Raw genomic sequence first — 25,869 nt, 5'->3', positions numbered from 1 at the left:
GACACACTCTAGGAAACGTCCATGCTGTCACACCTCCATTTCTTGATCGCGCTCGCAACGCTCGTCCCGCTCACCGCGCCGGCGATGCAGGTCAGTACGCAAGCTCCCCTTGTCGATGCAACGGGTCAGACGCTGCACATTCGCGGGGTCACCTGGCCCGGCTTCGATCGCGCCGGGTTGGCGGCCGTCGGCATGCGCAACAACACACTGGCGCAACTGCTGGATCGGATGCAGGCGTCAGACATTAATGCCGTGCGGGTGCCGGTCTGCGCCGCTGTTCTGCAACGCGTCCCTGTGGCAGCTGCAGAAGTTGCCGGCGATTCCACGCTGCGCGGATTAGATTCCTTGCAACTGCTCGACACAGTGGTGCATGCCGCAACCCAGCGCGGGATGCAGGTGATGTTCGCGTTTGCAGATGGAGGTTGCGATGACCGCGCACCGCTCCTGGGCGCACAGCGGCAGGCATGGACGCGCGGCCTGGTCACGCTGGCACGCCGCTATGGCGGCAACGCCAATGTCCTGGGTATCGACCTTGGCAGCAGCGGCTACCGCAATGCCAGCTGGACAGGAAACGCGGCGGATCAGGATTGGAACCGGGTAGCGTCGCGCGCAGCTGCAACAGTGCTGGCGCAGGCACCGCGCTGGTTCGTGGGTGTGGAAGGTGTGGGCAGCAATGCGGTGTGCAGTGACCCAGGGCGCAAAGCGCCTGGCAGCAATCTTCAGCCGTTCGCGTGCGTGCCGCTGGACATCGCTCGCCGACACCTGGTGTTGATGCCGAAGTTGGCGGGCCCGGATCGCGATACGACCGATGCCTTCGCCGCACCCGGATTTGCGCAGGCACTGCCCGCCATGTGGCAACGCGACTTCGGCCAATTCGCACTCGACCATGCAGTGGTACCCGTCAGCCTCGGCGGTGGACTGGGCGATGGCGACCCGCGCGACCCAGCATGGCAAACCGCATTGAGCGGTTATTTGGCAAACGCTGGAATGCGCAGCGCATTTCTCGGCAGTTGGGAAACTGGCAATGCCAACAACGGCGGCCTGTTGGCGCCGGATGGCAGCCCCCGCGCAGACAAACTGCTGATCTTGCGTCATGCCTGGGGCATGTTGCCCGTGATGCCCGCCATTGCCACAACAACTGGCGACAGCACGAAGAATGCGAGCGGCAAGAAGTCGTGGAATAGTACTTTCAGCGGCACTGCCACCATGACCGGCTCCGGCTACTCTGGCGGCGCGCTCCTGCTGGACCCCATTCCGAGTGATGCCTTCATCACCGCGCTCAACTCCACGCAGCTGAACTTCGGCGGGATCAAGGCCGCGCTGGCTGGCGCCTATCTGGAAGTGACCGGCCCCAGGGGAAAGACCACCGTCTATGTCACCGACCTGTATCCGGAGGGCGCCTCCGGCGGCCTGGATCTGTCGCCCAATGCCTTCGCGGCGATCGGCAACACGGCAGACGGGCGCATTCCGATCAGCTGGAAGGTCGTCCGCGCGCCGATTACCGGCAACGTGCAGTACCGCATCAAAGAAGGCAGTTCACGCTACTGGGCCGCGATCCAGGTGCGACACCACGCCTATCCGGTGGTCAAGTTCGAAGTCAAACAAGGCAGCACCTGGACCAGTCTGCCGAAGACCGATTACAACCATTTCATAGGCACAAGCCTCGGCAACAAGCCGCTGTCCATCCGCATCACCGATATCCGCGGGAAGGTCATCGCGGACAAGATTCCCGCGCTGACGGAATACAGTAGCTCCGAGCCGTATTTCGAGCCCGGCAACGTACAATTTCCCTGAGGTACGCCGCCGACCCGAGAACGGCCGGTACGCTGGCGCGCTGCGGCCACGTTGGCAACACGTCTATCGCGGCGCGACTGCGTCGAAACAAGGCCGGCGACGATGCCCGCCTCATCGAGCGCTGGCGCGTTCGGCGTGCGGCACCGGGTTCTGGTCAGCGATGGATCCGGATGCAGGATTGGATCGCAACTGCCTCGCTGTCTGGACCCCTGACGGACCGAGGCTTTTTTGAATCCCGCCCCACTGCCAGCCAACCGGCCGGTACTGCGCAGCACTCACACGATCTTCGTCCGCCGCCACCAACGCGACACCTGTTCCTCGCGCACCAGGGTGAACAAACCGGCGCCCAGGATCAGCGCGATGCCCACGGCCATCGGCCAGTCCAGATGATCATGAAACAGCAGGTAGCCAAAGGCGATGGCCCATAGCATCTGGCTGTATTGGGTCGGTGCGACCACGCTGACCGGAGCCATGCGCGTGGCGTACATCATGCAGATGGCGGCCAGCCCGGCGAGCAAGCCGTAGCCGGCCAACAAGCCCCACTGCGACAGCGTGGGCCAGACGAAGCTGGGCAACATCATGATCCCGCCCATCACCAACGGGCCGATCACCCCAGCGCCATACAAGGTCAATCGCTTTTCGCTATGGCCGGCCATGCGCAAGGCGATCACCGAGATGGCGCCGACCAGGCCGCACACGATTGCCGCCACATGCCCGTGGGTGAGATGGCGAAATCCCGGGCGCAGCACGATCAACACGCCGATGAACCCGACGATCACCGCCGACCAGCGCCGCCAATGCACTTCTTCCTTGAGGAAGATCACCGACAGCACGGTGACGAAGATCGGCATCAGGAAGATCAGCGCGAATGCTTCGGCCATTGGCAAGGTGGTGAAGGCGATCACCGAGGTGAGATTGCCGATGGCGCCGGTGAGCGCACGCAGCAACCACAGTGCCGGCTGCTTGGCCATCACCAGCTCGCGCAGCTGGTCGTTTGGCTTTTTCAGGAACGGCACCGCCAGCAGCATCAGCAGCGCGCCGAGAAACAGCACTTCATAGACCGGCAGCGTACCTTCGAGCAGCTTCACGAACGCATCGCTGATCGAATAAGCCGCATAACAGGCGAACCCCAACAACACACCCTTCAGCATGACCCACGCTCCTCGGTTGACGCCGATCCGACGAGGTGTCGATACGGACTGCCTGCAGTATGCGATGCGGCGTGTGTCAGCGAAACGGCGCAGGCACTCGACCTCGGTGGCAGACGCATGCGGTGGGCGGCCCGGCAGCAGATGCCTGGCCGCAACAGGTCGGTTACGATGCCGCTCCCTTCCTTGCAGCGCTGCGGCATGTTCCGCACGCCGCACACAGAGCTGTCAGCCGTGCCCCACTACTCCGGCCCCTTACTCGTTCTCGCCGATGCCCAAGCGCTGCTTGCCGCGCGCGGCAGTGGTCTGGCTCACTGGACCGGCTCGCTCGATCTGGGCCGCAGCACCGACACTGCCCAGCTCGATGCACAGACCTGGCAATGGCGCGGCCGTGGTTATCCCTATCCGGGCAAGCTCAAGGAGCGCACGCTGTACTTCTGGGATGGCGAGGATTTCGCGCCGATCTCGCGCTACAGCGGCGCATTGATCAAGCTGGTGCCGACCGAATGGGGCGCGCCCACGTTCGAGATCGATGGCATCAAGATGCTGCCCTCGGCGCAGCTGTCGCCGTTCGAGGATGCGCGGCGCAAGGTGGCGCTGGTGGACCCGCGCGGCAAGAGCGTGCTGGACACCTGCGGCGGGCTGGGCTACTTCGCCGCCTGCTGCCTGGAGGCCGGGGTCGCGCAGCTGCGCTCGTTCGAAAAGAATGCCGACGTGCTGTGGCTGCGCACGCTCAACCCGTGGTCGCCGGATCCGGAGGGCGCTGCTGCCGGCGGACGCCTGCAGCTGACCCATGCCGATATTGCGCAGCACATCGTCACGCTGGCCGACGATTCGTTCGATGCCATCCTGCATGACCCGCCCCGCTTCGGCATTGCTGGCGAGCTGTATTCGCAGGTCTTCTACGATCAGCTGGCACGCGTGCTGCGCCGAGGCGGGCGGCTGTTTCACTACACCGGCGCGCCCAACAAGCTCACCAGTGGGCGCGATGTGCCCAACGAAGTGAGCAAGCGTCTGGCCAAGGCCGGCTTCACCACGCAACTTGCCCTGGATGGCGTGCTGGCGAACTTGCCGGCACGGCGCTGAGTGGTGCCTCCGTGCCATTGACGCTGGCGACACGATCCGTGCGATCACCGAGCCGCAGATGCTAAGCAGCGTGCACTCACAGCACGCATGCGCACTGCATGATCCCGCGAAGCGTGCGCGAGGCCAGCATGACGGTTGCCGCGGCAGTTGCAGCGTGCCGCCGAAGGGATCTGCGATACTGCCGCGCCCTCGACATGGATGTTGCATGCGCGCCCACGTGATCATTGCCCTGCTGGTTTCGCTACTGCTGGTTGCTGCTGCACCAACGCGCGCGCAGACGGTATCGGTAACGGCAAGCGCACCATCGCAGCCGATGTCGGAAGTGACCACGCGCTATCCGGTGACTACCGCAACGGTGGGCGGGCGTGTGATCCACCTGGGCGAACACCAGGGCAAGTGCGCGGTAGTGCGCGATGACGAGGTCGTTGTGCTGGGCATCGGCGCACCTTGCTACTTCAGCACCGATCGTCGGCATGTCGCGCAGGTCCATCGCTTCCATGGCAGCGACGTCGTGCTGGTACAGCACGCGCATCCGACGTCGCGACCGGACTGGGACGTGGCCGTCTACGGGCCCATCTGCGCCTTCGAAGCGCAAGCGGTACGCGAGATCGGCGGCGTGCTGGAACCCGGCGGTGTCGCCGGCTCCTGGCATTGCGACCCGACCGCAGGGGCCGACCAGAAGCAGTTCGTCTACAGCTACGACACCTGGCCCAGGCACGCTGCGCGGCAACCTGCGCGCAAGCAACAAGCGCATTGATCGTTGCGCGGGCGCCATGGGAGTGGCACGAATCTGGCCTGTGTTGGTCAGCGTGCGTTCGCCACACGCCTTTCGCGCTGCACACCAGCGATTGCACATTGCATGCGATTGCCTGGCACCGCCGCTTCAACTGCTGCGTATCGGCGGCAGAGGCGTCGCATGATCGGGCAAGGCACACGCCGGGCGATGCAGCACGAAAACTGCAATCGCCACCAACCGTGCCATCACCGCAGACGGCGCGCCCTCCAACCCGCGTATGCAAACCCGCCGACGATCACCAACGGCACGCAGCTCAACAACGCATCTCAGCCAACAGCAATCCAGAAGCGATGCGGGTCGCTGTCCACCAGAAAGATCCGTGCCGGCCGGCCACGCATCACGCTGACATAGCGTCCTTCGAAGACCGCCTCACCCAATAGCCAAAAACGTCCGCAACATGCGATCACCGCGACACCAACCACGCCGCGCACGAGCCAGTCGGTCAGGCGTGAACTCTTGCGTTCAGAGGCCGGCGGCGGTGATGGACGAAGTTTTTTCAAGCATGAAGTTGGATCGACATGGCAGCGAAGTTTACGCGCCCCAATGCAGACCGACCAACCACTGCGCAGTCGTCAGGTGGGCGCAGCGCTCGTTCGTCACCGGCCGTGGCGCTCTTGCACCGCCGTTTGCGCCGGCCACAGCATTCCAACGCAGAACCAGCGTCAGTTGTCGATGCGGCGCTGAGTAGCATCCCGCACACCACTGGCGTGCACGCGCGATCGCTCCCGACGCAATCGTCAGCTACCCAGGCCGAAGATCAAGCTGCGATGCGTTGCGACGCCAGCCATCGCGCCGCTGGCTGCCGCCAACACCACCGATGCGGCCGGGTTCGCGATATCGCCACAGGCAAATATGCCCGGCACTGTCGTCGCCTGCATTGCGTCCACGGCCACAAGGCGACCGAATGGCCCATCGCTGGTGGCACATCCAAGCTGCGTCACCAACGGACTGATCTGGGTCTGGGTGGTGATGAATACCCCGTCCAATGCGAACCTCTGGTCGTCGTGCAGCACCAGCTCCAGCGTGTCGCCCTCGCCTTGCAGCGCCGCCACTGCGCCAGCCACCACACGCACCGCGCGTGCCTCCAGCTGGGCCCGCTGGGCTTCATCGGGCACCAGCGCGTCGTTCAAGAACAGCCAGGTAGCGCCCCAATCCGGCAGCATGGCAGCTTGATGCGCGGCAAGCGCGGAGGTCGCGATCACACCGATGCGCCCCTGCTGCAGTTCGTAGCCATGGCAATACGGACACACGAACACCTGCCTGCCCCAACGTTCGGCCAGACCGGCCAGCGCAGGCAGGCGATCGACCACCCCCATGGCCAGAATCAGCCGCCGGGCGGCATGCACGCTGCCATCGGCAAAGACGACCTCGAACCCATCTGCCTGCCCGCGGACCTGGACCACCTCGCCGTCGGCCCACTGCACGCTGGCATACGACAGCACCTGCGCGCGCGCCTCATCGGCAATGCACGCGGGCGATGCGCCATCGCGACCCAGCAAGCCATGCGAGGTTTCGGCAAAACGATTGCGCCGCCGGCCGCTGTCCACCAGCAAGACGCGGCGTCGCGCCCGCGCCAACTGCAGGGCGGCAGATAGCCCTGCATAACTGCCACCAATGATGATCACCTCGTGCTGCATGGTCGCTCCCGGGTATCGATGTCGAATAATGTATCTTTCGATGTTACATTAATTGACAGCTGAGACACCACGGGCATCGTGCTGCGTCTCCAGTGACGCGATTCAGCGCTGCCGCGTGCGCTTGCCCGTCGCGTTGCCGCCAGATGGCGCCCTCGCGCTACACAAGGCATCGAACTCGCTCGCCAGTGCGGCAAGCGTCACCGTACCCAGGCGCTGCAACAGCAGCGCTTCGGCGTGGGCCAGCGCATCGGCGATTGCCGCGTTGACCACACGCTCCACCCCACATTGCGGATTCGGGTGATCGGCACCGATCGCGAACAGGTGCGGGCCGCCAACCGCGCGATGCACATCCAGCAGCGTCACCTGCGCCAGATCGCAGCCGATCTGCCAACCGCCGTTGTGGCCGCGACTGGATTGCACATAGCCGGCACTGCGCAGCCCGGCCATGGTCCGGCGCACCACCACCGCATTGGTCGACAGCATGCTGGCGATCTGCTCGGAGGTCATCGGCTGCGGGCTTCTGGCCATGTGCAGCAACACGTGCAACATGCGGGAAAGGCGGCTATCGGTGCGCATGCGGTCCTGGGTTCGTTCGATCGGTTCACGGCAACCGGTGGTCGCCATCGGCCGGCAGATTGTGCCGCAGCATCGCCTCGGTGTCCCAGCGCAGGCGCATGCACCAGGATCAGCACACCGCCCATTGATCGCGCCCAGCGGTCTTGGCGGCGTACAGCGCAAGATCGGCCTGGCTCAACAACGCATCCAGCCCGGTGTCGGCGACGATGCGCACCGCGCCCATGCAAAAGCGCACCGGCTGGTCGGGCGGCAGGCCGGCGATATCGATCGCTGCCACCGCACTGCGCAGGCGCGTAAAGACCGTGGAAATCTCCTCTTCGCCACAGCCCGGCAACACCAGCAGGAATTCTTCGCCGCCCAGGCGGCCCAGGCGGTCTTGCCCACGCAGGGCCAACCGCGATGCATTGGCCAGCGCCTTGAGCACTGCATCGCCGGTGGCGTGCCCGTACACGTCGTTGATCTGCTTGAAGTGATCCAGATCGATCAATGCCAGCATGCCCGGCGTGTGCGAGCGCAAGGCCTGCTCGATCTGCTGCTGCGCCTCGGTGCGAATGGCGCGCCGGTTGGGCAGGCCGGTGAGTTCATCGCGCATCGCCAGCCGCGACAACTGGCGCCGGTGCCGTGCGCCGAAGGCCAGCACCACCAGTGCCCCGAGCAGCAACAGGCAGGCTGCGCACAACGCGATCCACAGCGTCCGCTGGCCGGCTTCGCGCGCCTGCAATGCCAGCTGCGCGGTCTCGCTGCGGCGGCGCAGCTCGGCCGTTTCGGCGCCGCGGCGTGCATCTTCGTAGCGCGCCTGCAAGCGCAACATCACCGTATCGCGCTGGCGGTCCAGGCTCTGCGCGCGCAGCGCGTTGGCGCGTTGCAGTTCCTGGTAGGCCTCGGCATGGCGGCCTTGGAATGCCAGTGCCTGGGCGATGGCGTCGACCAATTGCGCGCGACGGTTCAAGGTCAGGTTGGGATCGTCTGCGGCCTTGGCAGCGACGATTTCCGCGTCCAGACCCTGCGCCTTCAACGCGATCAAGGCCTGCAGCAAGACGGCGTGACATGCCGCAACACGCCCGATATTGCCTTGTTGCTGCATCAGCGGCAGGGCTTCGCGGGCCATCGTCAATGCCGAAGCGGCATCGCCGGTTTCGATCAGGGCCTCGCTGGCGCTGGTCAGCGCTGCAGCCACGCCCGCCTGGTCGCGCAGTTCGCGGCTGAGCGCCAATGCGCGCCGAAAATGCAGCAGCGCCGCTTCCGGTTGCCGTGTTGCCAAGGCCGTGCCGAACTCGAATTCGACCAGACTGCGCTGAAAGCGCGCCGGCTGGTCGTGCAGGCGTGCCAGCGCACGCTGCAGGTAGTCTTCGGTTTCGTTGTCTTCGGCGGCGCGACCACCGACGCGGCTGGCCAATGCTCCCAGTTGCGTCAACGCATCCAGCTCCAGCCCCAGCAGGTTTTCGCGCGCGGCACATTGATAGCTGGCCTGCGCCGCGCTCCAGGATTCATCGCTGCTGCCGGAGGCGAGCATGCTCCACATGTCGACCGCCTCCACTTCGCACAGCAGATCGTTGCGGCCCAGCGCGCTGGCCCGTTGGCGCAGCGCTTCCAGCCGCGCCACCATGACGCGATTGGGGTTTTCGCGCACATCGCTGAGCGCCTGCACGATATCCAGCCACAGCCATGCCTGCGGGGTGCTGCCGTGCAGCTGGTCGAGCTTTCCGCGCGCCTGCGTCAGCACCGCCTGGCGGCGTTCGCTGTCTTCCAGTGAAATAAGCACGCGTGCCTGCGCCAGCAAGGCCCAAAACTCGGCATCCACGTCGTGGTCGCGGCTCGCCCGCTGCAGTGCGCCTTGTGCGATCTGCAACGCCGTCACCGGGTCGTCGATGGTCGCCGCTTCGATCGTCTTCCACGGCTGCGGCTGCGCCGACGCCATGCCACTGCCCAGCAGCAAGGCGAACGCGGCGAGCCCATGCCGCCACCGGACCACGAACATGCTCATCGCGTCATCACGTCGACGACGGGCCGTAACGTGCGCACGCCAGGCCGATGCCATCTGCGCAGACGTGGCGGCTTGCTGGTTGCTGCGGCATTTCAGGCACTCCCACGGTTGGATGGCGATGGAATCCAGCGAAATTTCAGGCCAAACGCCCATTCCGATGTGATGCGAGCGTCATGATGACCAACGCACACGGCCGCCAACGCGATCAAGGCGCAAGCGCTCGCGTTCGTTATCGGCCCAGGCGGGCCACTCTTGAATTCGGATGACGATAGAGCCCAGCCCATCGCACCGGCGCGCAGAAGGCAACCAGACCGCTTGGTCGCTTTGCTTGGCCCATGCACCCGACGCACCACGACAGCAGCCCAACCCATCTGCCCCGCTTGCCGTGGTTTCGGTATGCCACGACATGGCAGCCTTGCGCGCCAGCGGAGTGAAGCTCTCACGGCGCGGCCGCGTAAACTGCCGCACGGCAGCTGCCGCCCCTCGATCTTCCGGAAACGCCGTGATCTCATCCCTGCCCCGCCTGCTCACGCTGCTCGCCGTCGCCTTGCTGTCGGCCTGCGCCACACAGGCCCCGCGTGCACCGCAACGCTCGCCCGATGCGGTCAAGGCCGATATCGCGCGGCGCCTGCCGGCAACCTTGCCCGACCGCGCCGGCTGGGCCAGCGATGTGTATGTGGCGCTGTCCTCGCAGGCGTTGGACACCAGTGCCGAGCACATCTGCGCAGTGCTGGCGGTGACCGAGCAGGAATCGAGCTACCAGGCCAACCCGATCGTGCCCAACCTGGGCAAGATCTCGCGTGCCGAGATCGACCGCCGCGCCAGCGCGCATCACATTCCCGGCTTCATGGTCGATGCCGCCTTGCGTCTGAATTCGCCGGATGGGCGCAGCTATGCCACGCGCATCGCTGCCGCGCGCACCGAGCAGGAACTGAGCCGCATCTTCGAAGACTTCACCGGTAGCGTGCCCTTGGGCGCGCGCCTGTTCGACGGGTTCAACCCCGTGCATACCGCCGGGCCGATGCAGGTGAGCATCGCCTTCGCCGAGCAGCATGCGCAACGCTACCCCTACCCGCCCGGCGATTCGATCCGCCACGACGTCTTCAGCCGCCGTGGCGGGCTGTGGTTCGGTACGCAGCATCTGCTGGGTTATCCCGCCAACTACGACGCGCTGCTGTACCGCTTCGCCGATTTCAACGCCGGCTGGTACGCCAGCCGCAATGCCGCCTTCCAGGCCGCGCTGAGCACCGCCAGCGGCATCGCGCTAGCCCTGGACGGCGACCTGCTTACGCCGGGCGCCAGCCTGGACGCGCCGGGCAGCACCGAGCGCGCCGCACGCAGCCTGGGCAACCAGTTGGCGATGAGCGACCGCCAGCTCCGCCGCGCACTGGAGGACGGCAACAGCGCAGATTTCGCCGACTCCGACCTGTATCGCCAGGTGTTCGCGTTGGCAGAGCGCAGCGCCGGCAAGCCGCTGCCGCGTGCCGTGTTGCCCGGCATCACCCTGGAAAGCCCCAAGATCACCCGCACGCTCACCACCGCCTGGTTTGCACAGCGGGTGAACGAGCGCTGGAAGCGCTGCATGAGCAAGTAAGCGCACGGGCTGCCGCGCTGCCGGCGCTGCGCTCTGTCGCCTCATTCGCCGCTCAGGCGACTGGTCAACACATCGCCGACCACCGGGCCATGGTCCAGCTTGCCATCGCTGCCGCGTTGATACCTGATGCCGGCACGACACGCGGCAGGGTCCATCTCCCATACCCAGCCATACAGGGCGCGCCCTGTCGCTGGTGGCGAGCGTAGCGGCATGTTCATGCGCAGGCCATCGTCCTGGCCACGGTCCAGCGTGCACATGACGGTGCCGGCCCCGTCGTCTTCGGCGTCCGGGTCGATCTCGTCCACATGGGTGATGGTGGCGATGATCGCCTCGGCATTCACCTGTTGCTGCAACACGTGTGGAAGATCGGCAAGCGGTGGCGCGGCGCGCCCGCCGGATGGCTCCGGGACGAACGCATCGGTCAGCTCCACCTTGCGGAAGTAGTACTCGCTGCGTCCGAGTGTTTTCGAGCCATCCATGGCCGTGGCCATGTCTGCCAGTTCGTCGCTGCGCAGCAGGAACATGTCGGTACCCGAGCGCATCACCAGCAGTTGCGCATCGTTGGCATCGCTACCGCTCGAATCGCGGCGCAGGCGGATGTCCAGCGTGATGTATTGATCGCCCATCTCGGTGTGCGTCACCTCGAAGCGCCCCGAATACGCACGCACATCGCAGCGTGCAAGACTGCGATGGTCGATCTTCCAGAACAGCAGGCGATACTGCCCGTCGGGCTCCAGCGCCAGCATGCGATGCCAATCGATATACGAGGACAGATACAGGCCGTGCAGGTCGTCGCTCGCCCGTGGTTGCGGGAAGATGCCCTCGAATACGGAGCGCTGCTCTGCGGGCAATGCATCGGCATTGGTGGTGGGCATATCGGCCACCGGTGCCGGGCGGTCGACAGCGTCGCGCAGCCGGGTGTGCAGCGCCAACGCATCGACCTTGGTGACCCGCAGCATCTGCATCGAGAACAGCAACTGATCGATCTCATAGACTTCGCCCGCAGCGAGCGGGCCGCACTCCTTGCGCGCGGCGGCAAGCAGGGCCGATGGGATCAGGGAATCACAAAATGCCGCATCGCAGAGGGACTTGTTGAAGAAATCCTCCAGGTTCCAGCTCAGATCGCCGGTGGCCTTGGAGACCGGATCCACATAGACCACGTCTTCGTCGGTGGCGGTGAGCTTGCGGTAGTACAGCAGTGCGCCGAAGGGAGTGAGCGCGATCGGAATACGCTGCACCGCGTCAGGTGGCGAGACGATCCAGCGATCCAGCACCGGCTGCCAGTGCCGCGGGTCGATCAGCGCCAATTGCATGCGTCCATAGTGCCCCAGCCCTTTTTTGCGCCATAGCTCGAGCAGGCTGGCAGGCAGCACCGGCGCATATGCGGCAATCAGATCCGTTGCGGCAGGCTGCGTCTTGCCTGGCGGATGCGCCTTGAGGAAGCGGGACAGTGCCAAGCGGCGAAACCAGGACATCGGGCGGCCTCCAGTCGACGTTGCGTGGGTTCGACACCCCGCAGCGGGCCGCATGGCCTTGCAGGGACATGCGAGAAGCGTAGTGCATCGCGCAAGCGTCGCGTCGCCGCGTAGTCGGTGGCTGACCGAGTCGCGACGCACGTGCCGTGGGGTGTCTTCGCCCAGGACGGGGGCCGGCCTGGCCCCACGCGGTGCCAGGCCTGGGCGACCCACTGGGCAACCGCTCGATCGCCGACCTGCTTTCTGGGCCGCGCGGTGCCCTCCCATAGCCGGGTGTGGCCCGCAACGGACGCCCCACGCAGGCACGACTTCTGGCAGAGGCACCCGGCCCACGTGGCCGGTAGCATCGCACGGTCGCGCCGCCCGCATTGCGCGCTCCTTTCGTCCCGGAGAGTCTTCATGCCCACCACCCCGCTGCCGCCGCGGCACCTGTTCGTCGCCATCGCCCTGGCCGCCCTGCCTGCACTTGCCAGCGCGCAAGCTCCTGCCGTCAACGAGGCCGACTACGCGCGCGCCGAACGGCTGATCAGCTACGCCGCACAGCCGCTGGTCGACCATGCCCTCACCCGCATCGACTGGCTGGACGCCACGCATGTGGTGTATGTCGATCACGATGCCAAGGGCAACCGGCTGCTGCAGCTGGACACCAGCACCGGCAAGACCGCACCGCTCTTCAAACAGGCGGCGCTGGTCGCTTCGCTCAACACGCTGTTGAAGACCGGCGACAAGCCGCTCAAGGCCGACACCTTCGCACCGGTGGTCAAGCGCACCGCCGATGGTCGCTACCGCCTCACCGTGCGCGACACCGCCGTGGTCTGCGATGCGCGTGCGCGTTGCAGCAAGCTGTACGCCAAGGACAAAGCGGAACCGGGCGTGCTGTCGCCGGACAAGCGCAGCGAGGCCTTCATCCGCGACTGGAACCTGTGGGTGCGCGATCTTGCCAGTGGCCAGGAAACCCAGCTCACCCGCGATGGCGTGGAGAACTTCGGTTACGCGACCGATAACGCCGGCTGGCAGCACACCGACAATGCCATCGTGGCGTGGTCGCCGGACTCCCGCAAGATCGCCACCTTCCAGCAGGACCAGCGAAAGACCGGCGACATGTACCTGGTCAGCACCAAGCTTGGCCATCCGGAGCTGCAGGCCTGGAAATATCCGCTGGCCGGCGACAAGGACGTGACCATGATCGAGCGCGTCATCATCGACGTGCCCACCCGCAGCGTGCTGCGCCTGAAAACACCGCCGGACCAGCATCGCTCCACGCTGTGCGACGATGTGAGTTGCTCGCCCGGCCTGTGGGACGATGTGAAGTGGGCACCGGACAGCAAGACGCTGGCGTTCGCCTCCACCTCGCGCTTCCACAAGCAGACCTGGTTGCGCATTGCCGATGCCGGCACGGGCGCGGTACGCACCGCCTTCGACGAAACCGTCAAGACCTATTACGAAAGCGGCCAGGTCGCCGCCAACTGGGCGTACCTGCCGGCCAGCAACGAGGCCGTGTGGTTCTCCGAACGCAGCGATTGGGGCCAGCTGTATCTCTACGATCTGGCCACCGGCAAGCCCAAGCGCGCCATCACCACCGGCGAAGGCAACGTCACCGAGTTGTTGCGCGTGGACCCGGTCACGCGCACCGCATGGTTTGTCGGCGTCGGCCGCAGCGCAGGCGTGGACCCGTACTACCAGCAGCTGTGGAAAGTCAGCCTGGATGGCGGCGAGCCGGTGTTGCTCACGCCCGAACCGGCCAATCACAGCATCGCGCTGTCGCCCGATGGCGCACGCTTTGTCGACACCTATTCCACCTCGGTCACGCCGCCGGTCACGTTGCTGCGCGAGGCCGGCGACGGCCGCACTGTGAGCGCGATGGCCACCGCCGATATCACGCGCCTCAAGGCGGCCGGCTGGGTGCCCCCGGAACCGATCACGGTAAAGGCACGCGACGGCAAGACCACGCTGTACGGATTGATGTTCAAGCCCAGCAACTTCGACCCCACGCGCACGTATCCGGTCATCGACTACGTCTACCCGGGCCCGCAAACCGGCTCGGTGCGCGGGCGCAGCTTCCTGGCCGGCCACGGCGACAACCAGTCGCTGGCCGAACTGGGCTTCATCGTGGTCGCCATCGATGGCATGGGCACGCCGTGGCGCTCCAAGACCTTCCACGACACCTGGTACGCCGACATGGGCGACAACACCTTGCCCGATCAGGTCGCCGGCTTGAAGGAGCTGGGTCGGCGCTATCCCTGGATCGATCTGGATCGCGTCGGCATCTGGGGCCATTCCGGCGGCGGCAACGCCTCGACCGGCGCGATGCTGCGCTATCCGGATTTCTTCAAGGTCGCCTGGTCGGAAAGCGGCAACCACGACAATCGCGGCTACGAAGACGATTGGGCCGAGAAGTATCACGGCGAGCACATCGTCAACAAGGATGGCACTTCCAACTACGACGATCAGGCCAACGCCAACCACGCCAGCAAACTCAAGGGCCGGCTGATGCTGGTGCACGGCACCCTGGACGACAACGTGCCGCCGTACCTCACCTTGCTGGTGGCCGATGCCTTGATCAAGGCCAACAAGGACTTCGACATGCTGATGCTGCCCAACGCCAAGCACGGCTACGGCGATCTCACCCCGTACGTCACCCGTCGCCGCTGGGATTACTTCGTGCAGTACCTGCTGGGTGCAACTCCGCCGGCGCAGTATCAGATGAAGCCGATGCCGGCCAATTGAGCGGCGTGCAGGTGCGGCGGCCGATGCTGCGCCATGTCCGTGGCTAATGCGTCACCGCGCCAAGTTGCCGGACCACACTGTCATCCGGGCAGACCCGGATGACACGGCGGCCACTGGCTTGGCCGTGCTGCCACTCGCTTGTCTACTCAAAAACGCCAGCACGCGCGTGAGTGACCCGCGTCGATGCGGCTCGGTGTAGAACCCGTGGCCCTTGTTGGGGAAGTACAGCGATTCCGCCGGCACGCCGGTATCCTTGAGTGCCCGCTCCATCCGTTTGGCGTGTTCGATCGGCGCGCTCGTCCTTGCCACCGGCCGCAAGAAACACCGGCAGCTTGATCCGCCTGGCCAGCGTCACCGGCCAACGTATTACAGAGCGTCGCGCGCGCCGAGCGCACAATGGATCAGTGCGCAGATCGCCGCTGGCCCAGCAAGCCGAGACGCCGGAACCACAGCTCCAGCGGCACCGTCACCAGCGGCGGCAACGCCGCCAGCAGACTCAAGGCCCATGCCCACCACGGCCAGCGCAGCCGCAATGCGGCAATCACGCTGACCGCGACATAGAACAGGAACGCCGCGCCATGCAGGCGCCCGAACACCCAGACCACAAGCTCGGTGCTGTGCAGCCAGTCCTTCAGAAACATGCCGACTAAGAGCAGCTACCAAAGCTACTGCGCAGCCGCCAGGCGGGCGCGGCCGGTGCTCGGAATCGGCATGTACCACTCGTACACTGCGGTTCCTGCGCGCCGTCCGCGCCCACCTGACGGCTGCTCGCTACGTTTTGTTAGCAGCTCTAATAATCCGGCGCAGGTCAGCCCTTCGAAAAATGCAGCCAACGCAAACAGCCGGCCGATCGGCGACAACGCAGAAGACACACGCATACAACACTCCAGACGGACAGGGGTTGCCGCGACGCGATGGCGGCGGCGACGCCAGCTGGCATGGCCAGTCTACAGCCCGCATCAGCAAAACCAGGCCCAAGGACTGGCAAGCACCTGCATGTCGGTGCTCGACGTGGATGACGACAAGCGGCCCACACTTCGGTTGGCGCCCCAAGCCCACATGCAAGCGATAATGTCGGCCCCTTCGTCATGAAGCCTCGCATCATGCGCATCGCACCGCTGTTGTTACTGCTCATCGCCCTACTGCCCGCCACGGCGCTGGCGCTGAAGGTGCACGATGGCGATCTGCTGTTCGTCACCGCGGCGCGCACTGGCCTCAGTGGCGCCATCGACGATGCAACTGGCGTGCAGGGCCAACCCAGTTTCGACCATGTCGCGCTGGTGGCGCATGCAGGCGATGCGGCAGTGGTCCTGCACGCCGACGAGCACGGCTCGCGCGAGCAACCACTGCAGGCATTCGTCGACGAGGCCACCGCCAAGCAACGGCAGATCGTCGTGTACCGGCTGGGCCGCACGCATCGCCCTGCGATCCCCGATGCCATCGCCCAGGCACGGCGCATGCTCGGCAAGCCGTATAACGATACTTACGTGCAGAACGACAACAGCTATTACTGCTCGGATTTCATCGAGCGCGCCTTCCGCGCGCATCGCGTGTTTGCCCTGCAACCGATGAACTTCAAGAACCTGCAGACCGGCAAGATCTCACCGTACTGGATCGATTTCTACCGCAGCAAGGGCATGCCCGTGCCACAGGACATGCCAGGCACCAACCCGAACGACATGGCCAAGACACCTGCGTTAAGTGCGATCGGGCGGCTGAACTGAAGGCTCTGTGCCGATCTTGTTGCACGGTGCGGATCGCCTCGCCTGTTGAGCAGCCCGAACATGCGATCGCGACGCAGGAAACAACCTGTGCCGCCGCGCATGGCGATTTGCCGGCCCCGGTGTGCATGGGTAATCCCCCCGCCCATTAGCAGACGCCAGAAGTGGAATTTTCTCGTATCCTTTCTCGAGGAGGTTCCATGAAGAAGTCCCGCTTTACCGACAGCCAGATCATCGCCGTGCTCAAGCAGGCCCAGGCCGGTGCGCCCGTGCCGGAGCTGTGCCGCGAGCACGGCATCAGCTCGGCCACGTTCTACAAGTGGCGCAGCAAGTTCGGCGGCATGGACGTGTCCATGGTCGCGCGCATGAAGGAGCTGGAGGAGGAGAACCGCCGGCTCAAGAAGATGTACGCCGAGGCGCAGCTCAGTACCGACCTGCTGAAGGAAGCGCTCGCAAAAAAATGGTGAGGCCATCTCAGCGACGCGAGATGGCCCAATCGGCAGTCACGAGCGGGCGTACGAACATCCGCCACGCCTGCCAGGCCTTCGCGGTGAGCCAGACCTGCTTCCGCTACCAGGCCAAGGCCAGCGAGCAGAACGCCCGGATCGCCGACTGGCTGGTCCGCCTGACGACCGCCCATCGCGACTGGGGCTTTGGCCTGTGCTACCTGTACCTGCGCAACGTGAAGGGCTTTGGCTGGAATCACAAGCGGGTCTACCGGATCTACCGCGAGCTGGAGTTGAACCTGCGGATCAAGCCGAGGAAGCGGCTGGTGCGTGAGCGGCCCGAGCCTCTGGCGGTGCCGGAGGCTATCAACCAGGTCTGGTCGATGGACTTCATGCACGACCAGTTGGCCGACGGCCGCAGCTTCCGGCTGTTCAATGTGCTCGACGACTTCAATCGCGAGGGGCTGGGGATCGAGGTGGATCTGTCGCTGCCGTCAGCCCGTGTGATCCGATCGCTGGAGCAGATCATCGAGTGGCGCGGCAAGCCCGCCGTGATCCGCTGCGACAACGGCCCTGAATACATCAGTGGCGCGTTGCTGTCCTGGGCGCAGCGGCATGGTATCCGGGTCGAGCACATCCAGCCGGGCAAGCCACAGCAGAACGCCTACGTTGAACGCTACAACCGCACCATCCGCTACGCCTGGCTCGCCCAAACCCTGTTCGACACCATCGACCAGGTGCAGGACAAAGCCACCCGCTGGCTATGGACGTACAACCACGAGCGTCCGAATATGGCGCTCGGCGGCATCACGCCTGCCATGAAGTTGGCGATGGCCGCTTAGCTCCACTTCTGGCGACCGCTAGAAGTGGGGGGATTACCCATGCACATCGGCGAGTACGAACAAGCGCGCTATCGCCAGACGAAGACAGCGTCATCGACACCCAGAACATGGCACGTGCGTTGCGCGCGCGTGGCGATCCGTCGTTGCATCTCACGCTTGAGATTTTCCACGATGCGGACCACCTGGGCGTCGGGCCACGCGGCATCACCCACGGCCTGAAGGTGGTACTCGGGCGCAAGGCGGCCGACCTGGGCGGGCGCTGACGCAAGGCATACCGCCGGGAGATTGAAGCGCCAAGGCGATGGCATGCAGCGCAGTGGTGAGCCACCAACACCACACGTTGCTGCGGCAGCCACCGGCATGCGAGCACAACCGATGCGCGGCGTGCACAACGTCTTGCCAACTCCCACACACGCCCCGCCCTAGTCTGCGCAGATCGACAACAGCGTGCCACGCGCAGGCATCTCGCCTGCGATGGTCGAGCACATGCAGAGGTGCACATGGCTTTGATCCACTCCATCCTGATGAGCGCCGTTGCCGGCATGCGCTCGATGACGCCGCTGGCCGCCGTCGCCAATGCTGCACGCACCGGCAAGTTGCCTACCGACAATGGCGCGCCCGCCTTGCTCGCCAATCCACTGGCGTCGGCCGGCATGCTGGCATTGGCTGGCGGCGAGCTGGCCGGCGACAAGATGAAGACCGCTCCCGACCGCATCGTGCTGCCTGGCATGATCGCCCGCATTGCCACCGGTGTGATCGTCGGCACGGCATTGGCGCCGCGCGAACAACGTGGCATCGCTGCGCTGCTTGGCGCGACGACGGCAGTTGCCGCCGCTTATCTCACCTTCAATGCGCGGATGCGCGCGATCGAGCGCTACGGCCAAACCAGCACCGGCGTCGTCGAAGACGCGATCACGGTGGGTGCGGCGACGCTCATCATGCGCGATGCGGCCAAGCGATAACGCATCTCCATTGGCTCACGCGCGGTGCCGAACGGCCTGCCACTGGTTGCGCAGGCCATGGCCGCACAGCGCTTAGGCGCCATCTTGAGCGCGCGGGTCCCCAACCAGCCAGCGATGCCTGCGACAAACCGCGCCACACGCCACGTTCACGCCGGGCGATAGATCGCACACAGCTTGTTTCCATCGGGGTCGCGCACGTAAGCCAACCACGTCGGACCCATGCTGCTCTCACGCAGACCGGGCGGTTTTTCGATGGAGATGCCGCCGGCAGCGACCGCGCTGTCGTGGAAGTGCTGCACTTGTTCCGGCGAGTCGCACTTGAAGCCAATCGTTGCACCGTTGCCCGGGCTGGCGGGTTCGTCGTTGATCGGCTCGCTCACACAAAAGGTGCTGCCTACGTGCCGGTAGAACAGGCGCGTATGCCCACTCGCTGCCTGATTGACGAACGGCGCAGGCGCACCGAAGACGCCTCCCAGCACTGCATCGTAAAACGCTCGCGCACGCGCGATATCGTTGGTTCCTACCATGACATGATTGAGCATGACGTCGCCCTATTGATCGCGTGGGTGCGCAGCATACGCCACTGCACCGGCCGCGCCATGTCGACCATGCACATCAGCCGCCACGCCCATGAGGCGCATCCAGATCCAGTCGCGGCCCCATTGGGACGATACCGGTGGGGTTGATGGTGTCGTGGCTCTGGTAGTAATGACCCTTGATGTGCTGGAAGTTCACGGTGTCGGCAATGCCCGGCATCTGGTAGAGCTCGCGCAAGAATCCAGACAGCTGCGGGTAGTCGGCAATGCGCCGCAGATTGCATTTGAAGTGCCCGACGTACACCGCGTCGAACCGCACCAGCGTGGTGAACAGGCGCCAATCGGCTTCGGTGAGACGGTCGCCGCAGAGATAGCGTTGTGTGCTCAAACGCGCCTCCAGCCAGTCCAGGCTTTCGAACAACGGCACCACTGCCTCTTCATAGGCCGCTTGGGTGGTCGCAAAGCCCGCCTTGTAGACGCCATTATTGACGGTGTCATAGACACGCGCGTTCACCGCATCGATCTGCGCGCGCAGCGGCTGCGGGTAAAAATCGCCCTCTGCGGCGCCAATCTGGTCGAAGGCGCTATTGAACATGCGGATGATGTCGGCCGACTCGTTGCTGACCACGGTCTTGCGTTCGCGGTCCCACAATACCGGCACCGTGACCCGGCCCGAGTAATGCGGGTCGGCCTTGAGGTACACCTCGTACAGATACCGCGCGTGATGCTCCGTGTCGCCGACGACGCCCGGCCCATCGGCGAAGGTCCAGCCGTTCTCGCGCATCAGCCAGTGCACGATGGACACGTCGATCATCGACTCCAGCCCTTTCAGGCGCCGGAAGATCAGCGTGCGATGCGCCCACGGGCAGGCAAGCGACACATACAGGTGGTAACGCCCCGGAGCGGCCTGGAACCCGCCCTGGCCATGCGGCCCGGCGCCGCCATCGCGCGTGACCCAATTGCGAAACTGCGACTGCGAGCGCTCGAACCGGCCCTCGCTCTTGCTGGTGTCGTACCACCTGTCTTGCCATTGTCCATCGACCAACAGACCCATCGTGTTTTCTCCCGCCGCGACACCCGCAGGTGACCGTAGCCCACCGATGTTGCAGGCTGCGTGAGCAGCGATGGGGTGCGAGCGTGGCAGGCGATCACCGTGCAAGAGTGCAGGCAGATATCACCCTGCGCTTGCGCCTGGGGCAGGCAAACGACGCACCTATCTTGCAATCACCGCAGTTCCCGACGGCACCATGTAGCACGCTTGCGCTTTCTTGCAGGCCTCGGCATTGAGCTCGGCGATCTGGCTGGCCAAGTATTGCTCCGGCGTCAGCCCCATGCGGTTGCGATACGCGTTATCTGCGTCGGCCTTGGCTTCTTGCTCCTGCTCGCGCTGCCGCTCTGCGGTGGTCGCTTCCACCAGGGTCTTGACCCGCTGCTGCTGCGCGGCAGTGAGATTCATCTGTTGCAACACATCCGGATTCGGGCGTGCGCGACCCAGGGTGATGTTCTGGATCTGGATCGGCAGGCCTTGCTCCTTGACCAAGGCGCTGACATTTTGCGTCACCGAATCGTCGATCTTCCTGGCGGTGTCGGGGTCGCTCATCATCTTGGTCATGTCGTAGCGCTTGACCTGGTCGCGCACGATGGACGCGTACTGGCTGGCAACATTGTTCTTGAACCAATCCTGCCCAAACCTGGACAACAACAGCGCCGGCGCAGTAATCCTGTATTGGATCTGGGTGGAAAAGTCCAACAGGATGTTGTCGCTGGAGGAAAAATCGTCGAACGCCACCTGCACGGTCTGCGGCGTCACGTCCACATAGGTGGCCGACGTGGTCAGCCACGTGTAAGTGCGCCCTGGCTCGCGCACATCGTCCAGGCGGATGCCGCCCTTGCCGAAAAGCATGGGCTTATCCACCAACACGGCCTGCTGCCCCGGATCGGGCGACACAACGGTGCACGCACACAGCAAGCCGGCCAGCGCGATGGCCAGCATGGAAGTCTTCATCGATGTCCCCTTGAAAGCCCGGGCGGCAATCCGCGCCGGTGTGGCGGGAGATTACCCAAACATTCGACCAGTCGCATCCTCCGCGCAGCTTGAGGACGTTCACCGACAGCCCGTCGCTCAAGCAGCGCCCAAGAGCGCCAGCCGGGCGCGCGGCAGCAGCCTGGCTGACCCGCTCAGCCGCCCGCATTGGCGCCAAGCGCCCACAATCGGCGAAAATGCCCGCCTGCCGACGTCCCGGCCAGCGGCCATGCGCAGCGGCGCCCTGCCCGCCCGCTCCTGTCATCGTCTTCGCCTGCTGGCTGCCGCCATCCTGTCTCCGCTGCCAGCCGCCCATTCCGGATCTGCCTTGAACACCAACGTCCCACCCGTGCCCAACGACGAGCTGCCCCTGACCGACCGCCTGCGCGCGGCCCTGGACGTGCTGGAGGCCATCGACGCCGACCGCAGCGTGCTGGATACCCTGCCCGAAGCCGACCGCGTGCGGCTGCATCAAGTGGTCGCCAAGGTCTATCACCCCGAGCCGAAGGCGCGGCGGCAGTTGCTCAAGCAGCGCGAGCGCGAGCGCCACCAGGAAAAGGTGCGCAAGGCCGAAGCGCTGCTGGAACAACGCGGTATCCGCGCGCTACGACGCAAGCCGGTGTTCAGCACGCCGAACTATTTCCCGCCGCATGCCGCCGGCCTGCACGATGCCCACAACGGCGAAAACGCCACTGCCGCGCCGGAGCCCACGCATTCGCCCGAGCTGCGCCATTGCTATGTGTGCAAGCAGAAGTTTACCGAGCTGCATCACTTCTACGACCAGATGTGCCCCACCTGTGCGGAGCTGAATTTCTTCAAGCGCACCGAAACCGCCGACCTGCGCGGGCGCGTCGCCTTGCTAACCGGCGGGCGCGTCAAGATCGGGTACCAGGCGGGTTTGAAGCTGCTGCGCGCCGGTGCCGAGTTGATCGTCACCACGCGCTTTCCGCGCGATTCGGCCGCGCGCTATGCGCAGGAGCCGGACTTCGCGCAGTGGGGTCATCGCCTGCAGGTGTTCGGGTTGGACCTGCGCCATACCCCCAGCGTGGAAGCGTTCTGCAATGAACTGCTGGCCACACGCGAACGGCTGGACTTCATCATCAACAACGCCTGCCAGACCGTGCGTCGCCCGCCGCAGTTCTACGCCCACATGATGGCCGGCGAAACCGCCGCATTGCACGAATTGCCGGAGACCGTGCGCAATCTTGTCGGCCAGTACGAAGGCCTGCGCACTCCGGAGTTGCTCCGCGATGCCTCGGCCACCGCGTTGCCCGCCGTGCATGGCCGTGGGCTCGACAGCGCCGACGGCCTCACCCGTGCCGCCGAACTCTCGCAGATCGCGTTGCTGGACGACGAGCTGGTAGGCCAACAGCATCTGTTTCCTGATGGGCGACTGGATCAGGACCTGCAGCAGGTCGATCTGCGCGGCCGCAATTCCTGGCGGCTGCTGATGGCCGAAGTGCCGTCGGTGGAGCTGTTGGAAACGCAGCTGGTCAACGCCATCGCGCCCTTCATCATCAATGCGCGGCTCAAGCCGCTGATGCTGCGCACGCCCGAACGCGACAAGCACATCGTCAACGTCTCGGCGATGGAAGGCCAGTTCTACCGCAATTTCAAGACCACGCGCCACCCGCACACCAACATGGCCAAGGCCGCGCTGAACATGATGACGCGCACCTCGGCAGCCGACTACCAGAACGACGGCATCCATATGAACAGTGTGGACACCGGCTGGGTCACCGACGAAGACCCCGCGGAAATCGCCGCGCTCAAGGTCCAGCAGGAACGGTTTCATCCACCGCTGGATATCGTCGACGGCGCCGCGCGCATCGTCGACCCGATCATCCACGGCTTCAACACCGGCGAACATGTGTGGGGCCAGTTCCTGAAGGATTACGCACCAACCGATTGGTGATTTGCACCCGGATCCGACCAGTACTGCGTCGATGCGATGCGGCGCCGATTACACCTGCGTATCGGCTGCGGCCTATCGCCGATCCGCATCCTTGATGGCTTGCGCGCGCGCAAGCGTGTTGGTCAACGCAAGAACCTCCGGCAATTCGTGCCGAAAGGCATCTACGTGCCCGGTTCGCACCACACCTTCCACGTTTGACTGTTCGAAGATCGGGCGGCCTTCCATGTAGAAGCCATCGCGGCCCTGCACGACGAAGTGGAAGCACGATTGCCACCGTGGATCGGGGCGGCCCGACAGCTCCACATTGACGTAGCTAGTCGCGCGCCCGCTATCGCCGGAGGTGACGGTCACGGTGCGCGCCGTGATCTGGTTCGCGATATTCATGCAGGCAATGATCGGCGGTTGGCCGTCGCCGCGCTGTGATCCAAGCGCCCGCGGGTGCGTTCAACAGCACGCAACCAGGCGCCCTTCACGCCATCACGACACACCACTGAAGTCGCCAATGCAGCAGCTTAAACCGATGACGGTGGTCGGCAGCGTACGCCCGACCAGCGATGGAGTACACGGGCGCCAGAGACGGACTTACATGCACTCGCGAAACGCTTCGGGCCGGCGAAGTCGTTTATCGATTGTCGGGAGCCGCTACGATATTGCCCAGTGTCGCTGACCCGCCAAGGACATTGCCCATGTCGCAGCATGCGATCGAGGATGTGATCGAACGCGCCATCCACCTGGTCGATCGTAATGCACAGGACGCCGCGCAGCAGTCCGCGCTCATCCACGCCTTGCTTCACCTGCAGGCGCGCTACGACACCGGCCTGACCTGGTTGCGCATGCACGAGGTGCTGCTACGCCACGGCGTGCTGGTGCGCACGCCGGTGGAGGCCATCGACGATGCAGCGCTGCGCGCCCAAGCGAGGGCTGCCGAGACATCGTGCTGGTTGGAGAGCGATCGTGGCACGGGCTATCTGCACCTGGAAAAAGACGCACCTGCGCTCTACCAGCAGACGGCAACCGGCCACGCCATGCCGGTCTCCGCCTTGTTCCGTGACGTGCTGACGCTTGCCGATCAGGCCGACGATGGCGAGTTGTTCACCGACCTCTATGGCCTGCTGGTCAACGGCTGGCTCGATGCCACATTCACCGCCGAGGACGGCCTGGCGCCATCGCTGGACGGCTTGGTGGCCTGCGACGACCTGCAGGCGATCCGGGGCCTTGCCGCGCGGCGTGGACTCAAGCGCCGGCGTGGCGTGCCGGAGGATCTCGCACTGCCTCGCCCAAGCGACAGCCAGGCGCCTGGCGAGATCGAGCAAGACGCCGGCTTGCGCTTCTTCCTGCAGCCCAAGCGCACGCCCACCGCCTTGCTGGCCGCACGCGAAAAGACCCGCCGCCAGCTGGCACGCGTGCATGAACTGGTCCCGATGCTGGTGGAGCAGCGCTTGAGCGCCGCGCTGCAGCAGGCAGGTTGGCTGGCAGTCGCCGAGCAACCCCAATGCCAATGGTGCTGGACCCGCGACCGCGACGGCAGCCGCCAGTGTCTGTGGGCCACCCACGACGCGACGTACGGTGAGTTGATCGTCCAGGCAGGCCTGCAGCACGCACGGCTGCTGGACTGGCAACAACGTACGGCCACCACACAGCTGCACGATCTGCATGTATACGATCGCGCCGCACCGCTGCTCGGCAACCACACGCTCAACCCTGGGGACGTCGGCAACCAAGGCGGCTGGAGACTAGACCCCACTCACAGCGATGCGCAGCTGAGCAACGCCCTCGACCGCCTGGCCGCCGCCCTTCCCACCCTGGATGCGCGCTACTTCGATGCGATCGCGCAGCAGTTGTCCGGGCCGTTTTTCGATCGCGACCTGGATATGGTCATGCGCATGATGGAGGAAGGCGACAGCACCGGCGCAATCGCCCAGGATGTGCTGCTTGCCAGTCCCGACAGCACATTACTGGCGTTCGTGTTCCACCATCTGGAACATGGGGACGACGCCGCTGCGGCAGCGGTGGCTGAGCGCCTGCGCGCACGCAATGACGCGCGCACGCGTCAAAATGCCTGGCATCGCGGATATCTAATCCCATTCCTGCAGCAATGGGATCAGGGGCAGCGCGATATGCCGATGCCGCCAGTGCAGCACGTCCTGCTGCTCGATCACCTGCGCGCACGCGAATCCGTGTGAGCGCGGTCGCCGCCATGCCGGGGCTTGGCACCGTTCCTTTCAAGATAGCCGAACATCTCCGCGGCCCGAACACATCCAGCAGCTGGAAGCCTTCGAACACCAGCATGCCTAGCGTCAGTTGCGCTGCATCGAAGGCCACCTTGGCGCGCCGCGCGCTTGCAGGACGCGCATCGTTGCCCGTTGCGCCAGCGCGGATCCTGGCCGCCCTACCCAGCAGCGCGGTGCGTAGCACCAAACGGCGCGAATGGCTGGCATGGGCCTGTTTCGGTTCGTTAGACATGCCAGTTTCTCTGTGGGAGACCAAGCGTGCGTTGGCGTCGCATGGATGAGGCCGCACTTCACGGCGAGCGGTCGCGATGATGCGCAGGCCACTGTCTGCACCGCTGCGCAGTGCGCGGTGAGGCCGCCTCGCATCGGCGTTGCG

20 protein-coding genes, 1 other RNA gene and 6 pseudogenes are annotated in these 25,869 nt (G+C 65.1%); 13 read left to right on the top strand and 14 right to left on the bottom strand.

Annotated features, from left to right (window positions below; all coding sequences use genetic code 11):
* The first annotated feature begins 21 nt into the window (after positions 1-21).
* Positions 22-1,794 carry an expansin EXLX1 family cellulose-binding protein gene (locus ACCQ00_RS03100; protein WP_039567551.1) on the top strand — a complete coding sequence of 591 codons (1,773 nt, stop codon included), beginning with the start codon at positions 22-24 and terminating at the stop codon, positions 1,792-1,794.
* A gap of 275 nt (positions 1,795-2,069) precedes the next feature.
* Here ACCQ00_RS03100 and ACCQ00_RS03095 read toward each other — a convergent pair whose 3' ends face one another.
* Positions 2,070-2,945 carry a DMT family transporter gene (locus ACCQ00_RS03095; RefSeq protein ID WP_017159126.1) on the bottom strand — a complete coding sequence of 292 codons (876 nt, stop codon included), beginning with the start codon at positions 2,943-2,945 and terminating at the stop codon, positions 2,070-2,072.
* A gap of 198 nt (positions 2,946-3,143) precedes the next feature.
* Here ACCQ00_RS03095 and ACCQ00_RS03090 point away from each other — a divergent pair, with 198 nt between their 5' ends.
* The gene (locus ACCQ00_RS03090) at positions 3,144-4,028 is read left to right on the top strand and encodes a class I SAM-dependent methyltransferase (RefSeq protein WP_039567602.1); all 885 of its coding nucleotides are present in this window, start codon (positions 3,144-3,146) and stop codon (positions 4,026-4,028) included.
* 205 nt (positions 4,029-4,233) lie between these two features.
* Entirely contained in the window at positions 4,234-4,785 is a 552-nt protein-coding gene (locus tag ACCQ00_RS03085; protein WP_039567546.1) for a hypothetical protein, read from the top strand.
* A 224-nt stretch (positions 4,786-5,009) separates the two neighbouring features.
* Here ACCQ00_RS03085 and ACCQ00_RS03080 read toward each other — a convergent pair.
* The 4 genes and pseudogenes from ACCQ00_RS03080 to ACCQ00_RS03065 form a co-directional block, all read right to left on the bottom strand.
* Positions 5,010-5,201, bottom strand: a pseudogene (locus ACCQ00_RS03080) (hypothetical protein).
* Positions 5,202-5,561: 360 nt separating this feature from the next.
* On the bottom strand, positions 5,562-6,461 hold the full coding sequence (locus ACCQ00_RS03075) for an NAD(P)/FAD-dependent oxidoreductase (protein ID WP_039567539.1): 900 nt from the start codon (positions 6,459-6,461) through the stop codon (positions 5,562-5,564).
* Positions 6,462-6,563: 102 nt separating this feature from the next.
* Entirely contained in the window at positions 6,564-7,085 is a 522-nt protein-coding gene (locus ACCQ00_RS03070) for an Rrf2 family transcriptional regulator (protein ID WP_017159129.1), read from the bottom strand.
* Positions 7,086-7,146: 61 nt separating this feature from the next.
* A complete protein-coding gene (locus ACCQ00_RS03065; protein WP_039567599.1) occupies positions 7,147-9,021 on the bottom strand; it encodes a GGDEF domain-containing protein in 1,875 nt (624 codons plus the stop codon).
* 502 nt (positions 9,022-9,523) lie between these two features.
* Here ACCQ00_RS03065 and ACCQ00_RS03060 point away from each other — a divergent pair.
* Complete coding sequence (locus ACCQ00_RS03060) at positions 9,524-10,615, top strand: DUF1615 domain-containing protein (RefSeq protein WP_039567535.1); 1,092 nt, start codon at positions 9,524-9,526, stop codon at positions 10,613-10,615.
* Between the two features lie 41 nt (positions 10,616-10,656).
* On the opposite strand, the gene ACCQ00_RS03055 is transcribed toward ACCQ00_RS03060, so the two are convergent.
* Positions 10,657-12,090, bottom strand: a complete 1,434-nt coding sequence (locus ACCQ00_RS03055; RefSeq protein ID WP_039567532.1) for a GAD-like domain-containing protein — start codon at positions 12,088-12,090, stop codon at positions 10,657-10,659.
* 399 nt (positions 12,091-12,489) lie between these two features.
* On the opposite strand from ACCQ00_RS03055, the gene ACCQ00_RS03050 reads away from it, so the two are divergent.
* Positions 12,490-14,817, top strand: a complete 2,328-nt coding sequence (locus ACCQ00_RS03050) for a S9 family peptidase (protein WP_039567529.1) — start codon at positions 12,490-12,492, stop codon at positions 14,815-14,817.
* Positions 14,818-14,868: 51 nt separating this feature from the next.
* Here ACCQ00_RS03050 and ACCQ00_RS03045 read toward each other — a convergent pair.
* Positions 14,869-15,172, bottom strand: a pseudogene (locus ACCQ00_RS03045) (alpha/beta hydrolase family protein).
* Between the two features lie 46 nt (positions 15,173-15,218).
* Entirely contained in the window at positions 15,219-15,473 is a 255-nt protein-coding gene (locus ACCQ00_RS03040; protein ID WP_080948744.1) for a DUF3817 domain-containing protein, read from the bottom strand.
* A gap of 55 nt (positions 15,474-15,528) precedes the next feature.
* Here ACCQ00_RS03040 and ACCQ00_RS03035 point away from each other — a divergent pair.
* Positions 15,529-15,604, top strand: a non-coding RNA gene (locus ACCQ00_RS03035) — sX9 sRNA.
* Between the two features lie 10 nt (positions 15,605-15,614).
* Here the strand turns inward: ACCQ00_RS03035 and ACCQ00_RS03030 are convergent.
* A pseudogene (locus tag ACCQ00_RS03030) lies at positions 15,615-15,695 on the bottom strand (DUF3817 domain-containing protein); the annotation flags it as partial.
* 210 nt (positions 15,696-15,905) lie between these two features.
* On the opposite strand from ACCQ00_RS03030, the gene ACCQ00_RS03025 reads away from it, so the two are divergent.
* The 4 genes and pseudogenes from ACCQ00_RS03025 to ACCQ00_RS03010 all read left to right on the top strand — a co-directional run bounded on the left by ACCQ00_RS03025 (position 15,906) and on the right by ACCQ00_RS03010 (position 18,788).
* Positions 15,906-16,541 (top strand): YiiX/YebB-like N1pC/P60 family cysteine hydrolase, encoded by a 636-nt coding sequence (locus ACCQ00_RS03025; protein ID WP_039567522.1) that lies wholly within the window; start codon positions 15,906-15,908, stop codon positions 16,539-16,541.
* Positions 16,542-16,738: 197 nt separating this feature from the next.
* A protein-coding gene (locus tag ACCQ00_RS03020; protein WP_099770635.1) for an IS3-like element ISXac2 family transposase occupies positions 16,739-17,826 on the top strand; the annotation gives its coding sequence in 2 pieces (ribosomal slippage) (positions 16,739-16,991 and positions 16,991-17,826; 1,089 coding nt in all).
* A 39-nt stretch (positions 17,827-17,865) separates the two neighbouring features.
* Positions 17,866-18,089, top strand: a pseudogene (locus ACCQ00_RS03015) (alpha/beta hydrolase); the annotation flags it as partial.
* A gap of 237 nt (positions 18,090-18,326) precedes the next feature.
* A complete protein-coding gene (locus tag ACCQ00_RS03010) occupies positions 18,327-18,788 on the top strand; it encodes a DUF4126 family protein (RefSeq protein WP_039574501.1) in 462 nt (153 codons plus the stop codon).
* Positions 18,789-18,934: 146 nt separating this feature from the next.
* On the opposite strand, the gene ACCQ00_RS03005 is transcribed toward ACCQ00_RS03010, so the two are convergent.
* The 3 genes from ACCQ00_RS03005 to ACCQ00_RS02995 form a co-directional block, all read right to left on the bottom strand.
* Positions 18,935-19,330: a VOC family protein gene (locus tag ACCQ00_RS03005; protein ID WP_039574499.1), complete on the bottom strand. Its 396-nt coding sequence runs from the start codon at positions 19,328-19,330 to the stop codon at positions 18,935-18,937.
* Between the two features lie 73 nt (positions 19,331-19,403).
* The gene (locus ACCQ00_RS03000) at positions 19,404-20,378 is read right to left on the bottom strand and encodes a glutathione S-transferase family protein (protein WP_039574497.1); all 975 of its coding nucleotides are present in this window, start codon (positions 20,376-20,378) and stop codon (positions 19,404-19,406) included.
* A 159-nt stretch (positions 20,379-20,537) separates the two neighbouring features.
* Entirely contained in the window at positions 20,538-21,317 is a 780-nt protein-coding gene (locus ACCQ00_RS02995) for an SPFH domain-containing protein (RefSeq protein ID WP_039574495.1), read from the bottom strand.
* Between the two features lie 358 nt (positions 21,318-21,675).
* Here ACCQ00_RS02995 and ACCQ00_RS02990 point away from each other — a divergent pair, with 358 nt between their 5' ends.
* Positions 21,676-23,262: an SDR family NAD(P)-dependent oxidoreductase gene (locus ACCQ00_RS02990; RefSeq protein WP_039574511.1), complete on the top strand. Its 1,587-nt coding sequence runs from the start codon at positions 21,676-21,678 to the stop codon at positions 23,260-23,262.
* Positions 23,263-23,334: 72 nt separating this feature from the next.
* Here ACCQ00_RS02990 and ACCQ00_RS02985 read toward each other — a convergent pair whose 3' ends face one another.
* Positions 23,335-23,646: a hypothetical protein gene (locus ACCQ00_RS02985; protein ID WP_039574493.1), complete on the bottom strand. Its 312-nt coding sequence runs from the start codon at positions 23,644-23,646 to the stop codon at positions 23,335-23,337.
* 302 nt (positions 23,647-23,948) lie between these two features.
* Between ACCQ00_RS02985 and ACCQ00_RS02980 the strand changes: the two are divergent.
* Both ACCQ00_RS02980 and ACCQ00_RS02975 read left to right on the top strand, forming a co-directional pair.
* Positions 23,949-25,058: pseudogene (locus ACCQ00_RS02980) on the top strand (hypothetical protein); the annotation flags it as partial.
* Between the two features lie 42 nt (positions 25,059-25,100).
* Positions 25,101-25,445, top strand: coding sequence for a hypothetical protein (locus ACCQ00_RS02975; RefSeq protein ID WP_039574507.1), 345 nt, complete (start codon positions 25,101-25,103; stop codon positions 25,443-25,445).
* Here the strand turns inward: ACCQ00_RS02975 and ACCQ00_RS02970 are convergent.
* Positions 25,417-25,725, bottom strand: a pseudogene (locus ACCQ00_RS02970) (DJ-1/PfpI family protein); the annotation flags it as partial. The gene ACCQ00_RS02975 and the pseudogene ACCQ00_RS02970 sit on opposite strands and share 29 nt — an antisense overlap.
* Between the last annotated feature and the right edge of the window lie 144 nt (positions 25,726-25,869).

The organism is Xanthomonas sp. NCPPB 3761, assembly GCF_041475705.2.
GTDB lineage: Bacteria > Pseudomonadota > Gammaproteobacteria > Xanthomonadales > Xanthomonadaceae > Xanthomonas > Xanthomonas phaseoli.
This window is presented reverse-complemented; position numbering and strand designations above follow the sequence as displayed.